A 12,481-nucleotide genomic window follows, 5' to 3' on the forward strand; every position below is an offset into this window, starting at 1 on the left:
TGTAAGCACGGTGTTAGAAGCGTTGATTTACTAAGCAAGTAACTAGCCAAATTTAAAATAAATCACGATTCGCGATAGCAGAGGGTGCACAGTATCGTTTTTTTTGATTACTATGTTATTCACACAGACTTTGACGATTTTGCATTGGTTCTATTTGTATCAAAGTTATTAATTATTTCACGTTAGTTACATCGAAAGCTAACGGCGTTTACAAGGGATGATGATGAGCTCTATCCATGTTTTATTATTATGCGGTGGCGGTAGCGCTGAGCATGAAGTTTCTCTCGTATCAGCAAACTTTATTGAAGAGCAGCTAAAAACGATCAACGGTGTTACATATACTCGTGTAGAGATGACTAAAAATGACGGCTGGTTAGACGCTGAAAATCGTTCTTGCGAGCTAAATTTAGATAAAACATTGATTGTTGGCGATCAAGAAGTTGTGATCGATTATGTCATTCCTTGTGTTCATGGGTTCCCAGGTGAAACGGGCGACCTGCAATCTTTACTGACAATCGCAGGCCTACCTTTCTTAGGTTGTGGTGCAGAAGCAAGCACAAATTGCTTTAATAAGATCACAACCAAACTGTGGTTTGATGCGCTAAATATTCCTAACACACCTTATGTTTTCCTAAGTGAAAATAGCCAAGAAGCGCATCAAGAAGCACTTGAAGCATTTATAAAGTGGGGCAAGGTCTTTGTTAAAGCAGCTTGTCAGGGGTCATCAGTTGGTTGTTACTGTGTAACGACAGAGCAAGAACTAACTGATGCTGTTAACAATGCTTTTGGTTACTCTGATCAAGTGCTTATTGAAAAAGCGATTCGTCCACGAGAACTTGAAATTGCTGCTTACCAATACGGTGACGAACTAGTGATCACCAAGCCGGGTGAAGTATCTTGTCCTACTGATAAATTCTACAGCTACGAAGAAAAATACAGCGCTGATAGTGTATCAACCACCATGGTTGAAGCTGAGAACTTAACGGAAGACCAAATTGAATCTATCCGCGCTTACGCTCGTAAAGCGTTTGTGCAAATGAAGCTGAAAGATCTTTCTCGTATTGATTTTTTCCTAAGTGAAGATAACGAAATCCTACTTAACGAAATCAATACTTTCCCAGGTATGACGCCAATTTCTATGTTCCCGAAAATGCTAGAGCATCACGGTCATAAATTTGCTGATTTTATTGAACAAGCGATTAAAAACGCAGTTGAGTAACGCATTCACCTCACTGTGAATACGAAAAGCTCGTAGACCATATGCTTTAGAGCAGGTGGTTTACGGGCTTTTTTGCTGGTGGACGATTATTTATTTATATTCTTTTTCGCAAATTTCTTTAATTCATTATCACGCTTACCGCGCTGTCCAATATATTGCGCGGGCATAGCTGGGCTTCGCCAACGTCCTTGATGTTGAATTTGACTAATAGATAGACCTGAATCGGCTAAATCTTGGCTTGCACCAACACGGGGTGATTGTCCTGAGAAAATGACATCAGCAGGTAAATCCAATTCTTGGCTTGCACGACGGAACACACGGTAAATTGATGAGTGATCCAGTGGCTTATCGCCAATATTACTGTGCCGATCAATACGCCTAAATATAAAGCTGTCCATAATCATGCCGAGTGTTAGCCAGCGTTGAACAGCTTTAGAGGCTAAATCACTAAGGGCAATAATACGATCATTCACAGTGATGTTGATTAAGCCAGAATCTTCTATTTCAATGTGATTTATTGTGAGTGCTGCAACTTCTGAGCGTTTTAACATTGCCTCAAAGGTAATAGCCCAAATGGCCATATCACGGACATCTTTGGGTTTTATTGATAGAGCAAAGATATCAAGTAGTGCCTGTAAATGATTATCTCTAAAGCCTTGTGCATGGGTGTAATCATCATGTTTGTCTAATCGCTGCTTATGCATTGCGAGCTTGATTTCTTGGCTTTGACATGGATTAGATAGGGCATGACATTTGTGAATTAGGCCTATAGTGACAATGTAACGTTTTAGGCTGGCTAATTTACGTGACTCTGCCATTTTTTCGATAAAGCGATGCACCGTTTCGGCTGTTGCAGGTAATGCTGATACCTTATTCCTTTCACAGAATATTAAAAAGTGGTTCCAATCATTTTTAAACGCCACCAAGGTGTTTTCAGCGTAACTATGATGGGTAAGTGATTGCCAAATAGCAATGTTATCTGCCACTTGTTTGAATTGAGTAATACTTTTGGCACGCTTTTCATCACAGTCAATAATTGGAATCTTTTTTGCCATAACTTAATACCTAATGCACTATAACTTTATATCTAAGAGAAATTATAACACTATATATTGAACAAAGTATGCAAACTTTAAACATAACCCGCTTTAATAGCATTAAAATACTAGTCATTAATAAAACATCATGCTTAAATTAGCCTGCATTTATTAACAAATGGTAACCTTGTTATCATGATGTTGGACTTAAAGTAAACAAGGATCAACAGTATGAAAAAACGGATTTTTCACCGTGGATATACTATTGAAAATACAACGGGTGTTACCAACGAATGGAAATCAGCAATTAAAGGTAACCCTATCAGCGGTACACTGACTGAAATAAAGAAAAGTGTTGATTGGTGGTTGGACATGAGTACATTCATTCATCCTCAGAAGTTCTCATCTCAATCTTCAAAACCAGTATCCAATGGTTCATCTGAGAACTATCGTGGTTTTATCATACGTAATGATACTGGTAAGCCTAACGAATGGTATTTGCTTTTAAGAGGGCAGTTATTAAAGGGTAATGCGACATCCATTAAGCAATACCTTGATAAAGTCATTGAGAAACAATCTAACGCGCAATAAACGACAAAGCCTGCTAATTCAGCAGGCTTTGTTTTAATCGTTATGTCTTAATTGTTTCGGCTTATTAATTAATCGTCCGCATCTTCTTTTGTAACATCAACAAGGTAATCACCTTCAAGCCAGTTACGTCCAATTAAGAGTTTGTATTCTAATTTACTACGATCACGTAAGTTAACAGGAATTGCTTTGCTCTGACCGTTCCAAATCAGATCCATCACAACGGCATAACGACGCTCGACACCTTGCGCATTACGAATTTTACTTACTTTAATAATTTTAGCGGTATGCGTAACTTCCTGACCAAGTTCATTCTCTGTTGTGAAAGTAATCTTGTGTCCTAAATTATCATGCATACCTTGCTTACTGTCATCGTTCTCAGTTTTTCCGTCGATTTTGATATTGTAAGCATTGATAGATGTTGTGTTAGCACCTGTATCTATACGGGCTTTATAATTAATACCAAGATCGTTTACCTTGATAGTTTCAACGGGACCAACAATGGACTTACCATCACATTGTGGGGCTGCAAAAGTTGTTCCTGAGGCAAGCAAAAGCACCGCAGATATAAGAATGTTTTTCACACATACTCCTGAAACGAATAATATATCTATTTATTGATAATAGACTGGATACATCCTTATTGGTTCAAGTGATTGTTAAAATTCATTAAAAAGCTTGGATTTTAGGGCTAAACATTGCAAGTACTTCTTCTATTTCTCTTATACAGTCTTGCGTTGGTGTAAAATGCACCGTATTAAACCCGAGTGATTTAGCTGTTTCGATATTAGGATAATGATCATCAATAAAGAGACATTCATGGGGATTAAGATGATAGCGTTGGCACAAAAGATCAAAGATTTCAGGTTCTGGCTTCATAGTTAGCTCTTTTCCTGAAACAACACCGCCGTCAAAAAATGAAATAAAATGATGCTTTTCGTATAAGGTTTCAAAAAAAGCACTACACATATTAGTTAGATAGTAGGTGGGGTAGTTTTTATCTATTATTCTAAAAAATAATGCCTCAGTTTCAGGCATTTTTTCCAAACTTAATTGTATATGGTTAATAAAATCTTCCATGCGTTGGCATGAAATACCCGTCCGCGCTGCGAATTTAGGAATCTCCTCGGCTAATAGCATGGTCCCACGATCGAGTGCTAACCAATCAGGATGGGCGAGCACTTGTTCCATTAGGATATTTTGCTCATCTATAGATTGAGTAAAAGTTTCTACTATTTTCTGCGGATTCCACTGAAATAACACTGCACCAAAATCAAATATAACGTTCCGAATCATAAGCTGTTCCGTTTAGTGTTCTTTTCTTGATAATATTAGCTGAAAGCGAATTAGCAAGGTTCATGTAAGAACTTGAAAGCTTATTCACAATAACCACGCAAACAATGAGACTAATTGCATAATGAATGATAACAGTCGTTTAGTTTTCTCAACCGAAACCGGTCGAATTAAAGAAGAAGCAGCAGCACCCGTTCGCCCTAAAGGTGATGGTATTGTCCGTATTCAGCGTGAAACTAAAGGTCGTAAAGGCAAGGGTGTTTCTATTGTAACGGGCTTAGATGTTGAAGATACCCAATTAAAACTGATTGCTGCTGAATTAAAGAAAGTTTGTGGCTGTGGCGGTTCTGTTAAAGATGGCAATATCGAAATTCAAGGTGATAAGCGCGATATTATAAAGACGCATCTTGAGAAGAAAGGTCACACAGTAAAATTAGCCGGTGGTTAATTCAATATCTAGAAAGAGGCCATCGGTTGGCCTCTTTTATTAGACACTAATCGGATTTCAATCTATTAATTCTGCGAAAATTTTCCGGTTAGATCTTTGTAAGTGTGTGTTAATTCCATATCTATCACTTTAGGTGCTTTAAGACCTTTTAATGCATCAACAATATTCACCTTCATATGCTCAGGTGTCAGATATGTTTTAAAGTAGTAGTCTTTATTCTTTGTATCAGCTACAGATGTCCAAACTGTGTAATCGTAAAAGTTACCGTTATCGGCAGTATCAACAATTAAGCCTTTTGGAATATCAAATGCGTTAAGAAGGTGGAAAGCGCGGAAAACCGCTTCATCAGCATTTTTTGATGGTATTGATGAATTTACAAAAGTTACCGCACGTACGAAACGGCTTGGTGAGGTGTAATCACCCGGAAGACCAACCATGCCGGTACCTTGACTGATTGCAGATAGCTTTTCGCCATTAATATCAATCGGTTTGGTATTTTCAGGTGATAGTCCAATAAAGTTTCGGACATGTGTTTCATGCCAATCGTATGCTGGCGGATTAGTGACAACACCTAGTTTGTTATCAAAAATTTTCAATCCAGACTTAGAATATTCTATTACCGCAGACTGTCCGTTAGCATCAGTAATCGCATAATGGAATGGTGCAAAGCTGTTAATTTCTTTAATGAAAGTACCAACAACCGTGATTTTCTTTAATCCTTCTTTTACTTCTTCGACATTTTTAAAATTCGCTAAAATATAGTTTCCTAATTCTTCACTTGATACCGCTTGTGATTGGTTTTCTGTCGTCAACTCTTCAAACTGTGCTTCACCAGCAAAATAAAATGCGCCGAAATACAAACCTTTTTCGTTCATACCATCAACAACAATACTTTTGTCTAATGCGTTTGCGCCACCAAAACCATATTTTGCTTTGTAGACAAGGCCTGTTTTTTCTCGTTACTTGAAAGCGATTTAATTTCGGTACCAGCAGGTACCATCGCAATGTTCGATTGAATATCAAAACCGAATTCCATTGTGCGGCCTGGAATTGTAATACCATCATCACTCTTTAATACAATACCAGTACATGCGGCTGTTGGTAATGAGGTGATAGCCATACCTATACACAGAGGAAGAAGAAACTTTTTCATAATCATTACCTTAATATTTATAATAAATTCAAAACAAAGGTAGTAAAAATAAAAGTAAATAACCTCATTAATTGTACTGAAAACGTGGTTTTGATATTAAATTATTCTTTATATAAGGTTTTTTATCTTCGTTATACTTTGAATCAGCAATGAAAAAGGCTGCAAAAGCAGCCTCTTATAGTATGTTACAGGTTACTCTCGGCAGCCGGCATCAATCATTGCTTGAATATGTGTACCATAGAAAGTGTCATCACCTTCCCAGCCAGCAGGGAGTGCAGCACTAGGCATGGTTTGATTAGCCGCACTTCGTAATACTGTGTTGCAGTAATTAAATGATAAATCACCAATTTCATGGCAACTCGCACAAGCACCATCGCCAAGCTCGGCAAAGGCAGGTGGATTTGTCCATCCTTGGGCTGAGATAGGCTGATAGCGAACATTCGGATCAATCTCGTAATCATCGGAAATGTCTATTGGTGTGTCAGGGTGAATTAAGAAAACGTTCTTACCTCTATGGCAGTTAGTACAGTTTTCCACGAGGTTATCACCATTTTGAATATCCGAAATTTTAAAGGTTAAATCTTCGCCACCTGTAATTCTTCTGCCTGTTTCTTTACTTATATTATCCCAAAAACACGCTTTACCTGTGGTTTTGCTTTGGCAAATGATACCAAGAAATTGTATATATTCACTGCCTGATGAAGCTAAACTCCAACGTGGTAAAGCCATACACGCGCCAGCAACATCAGGATCTTCATAGGCATAAACTTCGGTTCTTCGGCTGGCAAGAAAGTCAGTGGTTGCTGTGCCTTGATGTACCCATAAATCAGATCCCCAATCGGGTGGAATAGGCACATCATTTTCACGGCAAGTCGCAGTATAATCGTCAGTCGTTTCTGGTGGGATCAATATAATATGAGTTAACCAAGAACGTTGATTTAGAAACTCAAATAGCCAGCTGTAATCACCTAATCGTGAAATAGGGAACAGGTGATGAGTCTGCTTGCGGAACAAACGAAATGAAGGAAAGTATTTGTCTTGCGTCGCTTTATCAGCACTGCTTAACATTGCATCAATCATACTATTGGAAAATAAGACCTTATCAACCTCATTCTTTTTGTCTAGGTCTTCAAATGCCTTATAAGCCTCGTTAAATGTATTTTGTTGTTCCTCTGTCAATATAGGTAACACTTCATCAACTAATGCATCTTGCATAGATAATACCTGATCTTTATCTATCGTCAGCACATCACCATTAACGTCATACAATGTATCGTAATAACCGTTAGATATATCGCTGATCAGAAATTTAGGCTCAGAGTCATTAGCAGGTTCATTTTCGGCCTCTGGTGTACTTGGAAGTTGCTCATCAATTGTAGGGGAATCAGAGCTTGGTGTGTCTACTATGGTTGTATTCGTTGTGTCATCAGAGCTTCCACCACCACATCCTGAGTAGGCTAAAGATGCTAATAACACAAAAAGTGTCGAGTATTTCATCAATCATTCCTGTACTTATTGTTTTAAGAATTAATTACAGAAAGGATAGTGAGCAATAAATAATCAAAAATCGCACAAATAAGAATTGAGGTAGAGAAACCGTAATGTTCTATAGTGAAGGTGTCATATATAAATAAAATTTAAAATAATGCCGCAACATAAAAAGCGCTTAACTAAGTAAAATACTATGTTGGAACGGTGACTGAAAATGCCTAAAAATAAAGAGAATAGACATGTCAGAAATCAACGTTTTTAAACAACCTAAGCCGTTTTATCTCATTTTTTCCATCGAGTTTTGGGAACGTTTTGGTTTTTATGGCATGCAAGCCATCCTTACCGTTTACTTAGTCGACGTGCTTGCCATGACAGAAGCTGAGTCATTTACCTTATTTGGCGCATTCTCAGCGTTGGTTTTTGGCTCTATTGCTATTGGTGGTTGGGTCGGCGATAAAATAATAGGTACAAAACGCACCATCGTATTTGGTGCAATTGTGTTGATGGTAGGTTATGCACTACTGGGTGTTTCAGCTTCAGGTGAATTTAATAGCAAAGAAATGATTTATATTGCTATGGGGTTTATTACTATTGGTAATGGCCTATTTAAAGCAAACCCATCCAGCTTATTAGCTAAAGTCTATGAAGAAAATGATCCGCGATTAGATGGTGCATTCACCATGTATTACATGGCGATTAATCTAGGTTCGTTTATATCGACATTACTCACACCATGGATATCTCAGCAACTAGGTTATGGGGTCGCATTTGGCGTAAGCTCAATAGGTTTACTGATCACCATCGCTAATTTTCTTGTTAGTCGTCGATTAGTGAGGAACATTGGTTCTCAGCCAGATAAAGAACCGGTTAATTACCGTAACTATTTTATTGTCGTTATAGGCACGATTCTATTAGCCTTTGCGAGTGCGTACTTATTGCAGCATATCTTTTATGCCCACCTTATCCTTGCTGTCGTTGGTGTCACCATTGTTACCTTATATTTTAAAGAAGCGTTACAAACGACAGGATTAGAGCGCGCAAAGATGATGGTTGCGTTTGTACTCATGTTACAAGGAATCGTCTTCTTTGTGCTGTATTTTCAAATGCCGACTTCGTTAAATTTCTTCGCTATACACAACATTCACCATAAGATCTTTGGTATCGAAGTACAGCCAGAGCAATTTCAAGCGCTCAGTCCATTTTGGATCATGATCTGTAGCCCTATACTCGCCATGGTTTATAACAAAACGGGCGAAAACTTTTCTATGCCCTATAAGTTTGCGTTAGGTATGGTGTTATGTAGCTGTGCATTTCTTATATTAACCTTGGGCAGCCATTACGCAGATGCTAACGGTATAATGAGCTCAAATTGGTTAATAGTTAGCTACCTATTACAATCGCTTGGTGAGCTACTAGTTTCAGGATTAGGGCTTGCGATGATAGCCCAGTTAGTGCCACAGCGGATGATGGGATTTGCCATGGGGATGTGGTTTTTAACATCAGCAACCGCAGCGGTTATTGCAGGGTGGGTTGCAACATTAACAGCCGCACCTAAGGGGGTAACCGATCCACATACAACGCTAGAAATTTATGGTGTAGTGTTTAAAGAAATCGGCGTTATAACCGGTATTATTGCCATCATCACATTAATTATGGCACCTAAACTCACTCGCGTTATACAAGGTAAATAATCAGTTACGCCATTTTACAACATGCACATTTGCAATAAGACATCATTGTCTTAAGGAAATATATTCCCAAATGTTTACCATGTTCATAATCGTGATTTAATGATGTGGTATCACTACCAATAAGTTTAGATTTCAAAGGTTTATGCGGGAATATTTCATAAATATTAACATCATCAGGAGGGTTAGCAATAAAGTGTTCACTCTCGCTGTAGCTTTTCTCGTGTAATAACAGCATATCAATTAATGTTGCTGCTTTAGTTTTTGATAAGCCCGCTTTTACTTTATGTAGCCATTCATGATTCGTGCTAAGGCCAATAGGGTTAGTGCGAATAACAACAATGTTTTTAAAACCACGGTTATAGGCTTCTTTAGCAGGAATTGGAGCATTAAGGCCACCATCAACCCAATAATGATTATCAGAATAAATAGGTTGGCGGTTTAATACAGGAATAGCACAAGAGGCTTTTAAGCGTTGATCCCATGAGTCAGAATTTAAATCAAAAAATCCCGCTTGGTGGTGATCAATACCTGAAGCACTAGCAAGAACTGTTTTATTTTGCATATTACGGCGACCCGTTTCCCAGTCTAACTTTAAAGTGGTTTGGGTTTGTTCTAATAACCAGTCCAAATCCATGCTACCTCGATTTGAAAACAGTTTGGTATAGCTAAAAAACTTCTTCTTGGTGGTAATTTCTGTGATCACACGATAAGCATGTTTTTTTTGTTCACAAATATATGATGCAAGATTTAATGAACCAGCCGATGTACCAATTAATAATGAAAATGGATTAAACTCATGATCAAGAAACGCATCTAAAACACCTGCAGTAAAAATACCACGTTGGCCTCCACCTTCAGTAACGAGTGCGATATCTGAAATATTTGTTTTGGTAGCACAAAGAGCTTCAAAATTATTACGACAATATGAGATATGTTTTCCAGTCATGGTTAAATCCATTTTAGTTAAATAATACCGATAATTTAAAGCTATAAATTATCGGTAATTGTTTACGCAGCACGAACATGTAAAGGTAATTCACAACCATTTTTTGTTAGTGAAAATTGTAATAGGTTTAAATCACGGCTTCTAAATGCACCAGCACAACTTAATAAATAATAACGCCACATACGATAGAAACGGTCGTTATATTGATCTGATATTTTATGCCAGTTACGTTCAAAGTTTTCACACCATGCCATTAATGTCAGATCATAATCAGGCCCAAAGTTATGAATATCTTCAATATTCATCTTTCCTTCAAGTGCACTGCTTAATTGTGCGATAGATGGAACAACACCATTAGGGAAAATATATTTATTAATCCACGGGTCAGTTTGAGTTACTGATACTGGGCTACCAATAGTATGTAAAAGGAAAATACCATCATCTTTTAAGAATCGATTAGCGCAATTAAAAAACTCGGTATAATTTTCAGGACCTACGTGCTCAATCATGCCTATAGAAACAATGCGATCATATTGTTGAACTGGCTGATATTCACGGTAATCTTCTAAAATAATTCTTACCGGCAGCCCTTTGTTATCTGCAATTTTTTGACCTAGTTTCATTTGCTCTTGAGATAACGTTAAGCCATCACAAATAACACCATACTTTTCAGCGGCATAGTTCATAAAACTAGACCAACCACAACCAATGTCTAATAAGCGCATACCTGGTTTTAAATCCAGTTTGCGACAAATTAATTCCATTTTATTTTCTTGAGCTTCGTTTAGATTCTTTGCACCTTTCCAATATGCACATGTATAAGCCATACGATCATCGAGCATATTAGTATATAAATCGTTACCAATATCATAATGGAAAGGCACATCTTCTTTTACACGAGATACAGATTGATGATTTATGAGATTTTTTAATTTAGATACGCCAATTTTAGCTGCAATTTTAAATTTATCTGTGCTTGAAAGTTTTTCTTCAATATTTGAACGTAATAATTTGCTTATTAGAATATCAATTCTCTGACAATCCCAGAGGTGATCCATATACCCCTCACCAAAAGCAATCGTACCTTGAGATAAAATATTATCGAAAAGTTTATCATCGTTAACGATAATATCCCACGGACGGTCACCATTAATTTTAATGTCAGCTTGATTTAAAAGATTAGAAAAAAGTTCTTTATTAGGCATAACAGACCCTGATTATTATTGATAATATCTAATGATTTTTATTAATGTATGTAACTTATTTTTCATTCGTAGGAATAGTATCAAATATATATTTTTATAAAATTTAAAATAGGTGAAAGTGATATTAAGTTTTACTAAACATAATAAATACTTAAACCGACATACATTAAAATACGAATCGTTCTTAAGTTAGAAGTATTATATCGCAGATGTTTTTTTCTGTATTTAGAGTTAAAGACACAAAAAAACTAAATACAGTCATGGAGCATGAATGATTTTATTATTATGTTGTGTAATTAAAATCAAAAAAAGCAACGGGTAAGGAAAACAGAATATATTTTTTACAAAGTAGAAATAGAAAGTGATTAAGAAGGATCAAAAAACGGCGATCAAACATGTTGATCGCCGTAGCAGTAATTAATTCCAACGTAACTTAACCATGAGCAGCTAAGTTATTTACTTACAAACTTAGGTGCGGGAAGCTTGATAAATAGGTTCGATTGTTTCTGCCAAAGCAGCATCAAACTCAGATTGAGGCTGATCTGCATATAAATCATCGGTAAGTACACGAGAGAAACTTGCAATAATACCGTCGTTTTCAGATAACTTTTCACACGCTTTCATAAGAGGGAAACCACCTGATAAAGCAACCACTCTAATCACATTACGGTGTGAAATTGTATCTGCATATAAATTAGGCAGCTCTGGAAGTGTGAGTTTTAGCATAACGTAATGGCTAGAGTGTAAATTATCTAATTGAGACATTAACTCACGATTTAAGATAATTTCGGCCTGCGCTTTTTCTGGGCTATCAATGCTCACTTCAGGCTCAATAATAGGCACTAAACCAGCATTGATAATTTGTTGAGCAAATAGAATTTGCTGCGCAACCACATCTCTAATACCTTGTTCATTGGCTTCCCAAATCACAGAGCGCATTTTAGTGCCAAATACATCTTTAGCTTTTGCTTTAGCTAAGAGTTGATCTAGCTCTGGCATTGGTTTCATTAATTGTACGCCATTAGCTTTATCTTCTAAGCCTTTATCGACTTTTAAAAAGGGAACAACACCTTTTTCTTCCCATAAATATTGTGAAGTTGGTTTGCCTTCAATTTCACGGTCTAACGTATTTTCAAATAAAATTGCACCGATAATACGATCACTAGTAAAGACTGGGCTTGTAATAATACGAGAGCGCATGGCATGAACAAGATCATACATTTGTTCGTCATTATTGTAGTCTGATTCATTAATACCATAAGCTTTTAATGCTTTAGGTGTGCTGCCGCCACTTTGGTCAAGTGCTGCAATGAAACCATCTTGAGTACGCATTTTTTCTAGTTGTTTTGAAAATGTCATCATAATTCCCCCTGGGGCTACTTGTGATTCAATGCCACATGCTTCAGCGTT

At 37.1% G+C, this 12,481-nt stretch carries 13 protein-coding genes; 4 read left to right on the plus strand and 9 right to left on the minus strand.

Features of this window, described 5'->3' with window-relative positions:
• Positions 1-223: 223 nt before the first annotated feature.
• Entirely contained in the window at positions 224-1,219 is a 996-nt protein-coding gene (locus BTO08_RS19125) for a D-alanine--D-alanine ligase (protein ID WP_105062177.1), read from the plus strand.
• A gap of 86 nt (positions 1,220-1,305) precedes the next feature.
• On the opposite strand, the gene BTO08_RS19130 is transcribed toward BTO08_RS19125, so the two are convergent.
• The gene (locus BTO08_RS19130; RefSeq protein ID WP_105062178.1) at positions 1,306-2,274 is read right to left on the minus strand and encodes a tyrosine-type recombinase/integrase; all 969 of its coding nucleotides are present in this window, start codon (positions 2,272-2,274) and stop codon (positions 1,306-1,308) included.
• Between the two features lie 213 nt (positions 2,275-2,487).
• On the opposite strand from BTO08_RS19130, the gene BTO08_RS19135 reads away from it, so the two are divergent.
• Entirely contained in the window at positions 2,488-2,847 is a 360-nt protein-coding gene (locus tag BTO08_RS19135) for a DUF3319 domain-containing protein (RefSeq protein WP_105062179.1), read from the plus strand.
• Between the two features lie 68 nt (positions 2,848-2,915).
• On the opposite strand, the gene BTO08_RS19140 is transcribed toward BTO08_RS19135, so the two are convergent.
• Positions 2,916-3,428, minus strand: coding sequence for an ATP-dependent zinc protease family protein (locus BTO08_RS19140; RefSeq protein ID WP_105062180.1), 513 nt, complete (start codon positions 3,426-3,428; stop codon positions 2,916-2,918).
• 85 nt (positions 3,429-3,513) lie between these two features.
• Entirely contained in the window at positions 3,514-4,140 is a 627-nt protein-coding gene (locus BTO08_RS19145) for an HAD family hydrolase (protein ID WP_105062181.1), read from the minus strand.
• Positions 4,141-4,261: 121 nt separating this feature from the next.
• Here BTO08_RS19145 and yciH point away from each other — a divergent pair, with 121 nt between their 5' ends.
• On the plus strand, positions 4,262-4,585 hold the full coding sequence (yciH, locus tag BTO08_RS19150) for a stress response translation initiation inhibitor YciH (RefSeq protein ID WP_105062182.1): 324 nt from the start codon (positions 4,262-4,264) through the stop codon (positions 4,583-4,585).
• Positions 4,586-4,650: 65 nt separating this feature from the next.
• Here yciH and BTO08_RS19155 read toward each other — a convergent pair whose 3' ends face one another.
• The 3 genes from BTO08_RS19155 to BTO08_RS19160 form a co-directional block, all read right to left on the minus strand.
• On the minus strand, positions 4,651-5,460 hold the full coding sequence (locus BTO08_RS19155; protein WP_431356678.1) for a choloylglycine hydrolase family protein: 810 nt from the start codon (positions 5,458-5,460) through the stop codon (positions 4,651-4,653).
• Positions 5,461-5,483: 23 nt separating this feature from the next.
• Positions 5,484-5,738: a linear amide C-N hydrolase gene (locus BTO08_RS22455; protein ID WP_242446306.1), complete on the minus strand. Its 255-nt coding sequence runs from the start codon at positions 5,736-5,738 to the stop codon at positions 5,484-5,486.
• 192 nt (positions 5,739-5,930) lie between these two features.
• A complete protein-coding gene (locus BTO08_RS19160) occupies positions 5,931-7,235 on the minus strand; it encodes a hypothetical protein (protein ID WP_105062183.1) in 1,305 nt (434 codons plus the stop codon).
• 233 nt (positions 7,236-7,468) lie between these two features.
• Between BTO08_RS19160 and dtpA the strand changes: the two genes are divergently transcribed.
• Positions 7,469-8,920: a dipeptide/tripeptide permease DtpA gene (gene dtpA, locus BTO08_RS19165; RefSeq protein ID WP_105062184.1), complete on the plus strand. Its 1,452-nt coding sequence runs from the start codon at positions 7,469-7,471 to the stop codon at positions 8,918-8,920.
• Positions 8,921-8,924: 4 nt separating this feature from the next.
• On the opposite strand, the gene BTO08_RS19170 is transcribed toward dtpA, so the two are convergent.
• From BTO08_RS19170 to BTO08_RS19180, 3 genes are all read right to left on the minus strand, one after another.
• On the minus strand, positions 8,925-9,866 hold the full coding sequence (locus tag BTO08_RS19170) for a patatin-like phospholipase family protein (RefSeq protein WP_105062185.1): 942 nt from the start codon (positions 9,864-9,866) through the stop codon (positions 8,925-8,927).
• A gap of 62 nt (positions 9,867-9,928) precedes the next feature.
• Positions 9,929-11,071: a cyclopropane fatty acyl phospholipid synthase gene (gene cfa, locus BTO08_RS19175; RefSeq protein ID WP_105062186.1), complete on the minus strand. Its 1,143-nt coding sequence runs from the start codon at positions 11,069-11,071 to the stop codon at positions 9,929-9,931.
• 468 nt (positions 11,072-11,539) lie between these two features.
• Positions 11,540-12,433, minus strand: coding sequence for a fructose bisphosphate aldolase (locus tag BTO08_RS19180; protein ID WP_242446307.1), 894 nt, complete (start codon positions 12,431-12,433; stop codon positions 11,540-11,542).
• Positions 12,434-12,481: the final 48 nt, after the last annotated feature.

The sequence above is a fragment of the Photobacterium angustum genome (assembly GCF_002954615.1).
Taxonomy (GTDB): domain Bacteria; phylum Pseudomonadota; class Gammaproteobacteria; order Enterobacterales; family Vibrionaceae; genus Photobacterium; species Photobacterium angustum_A.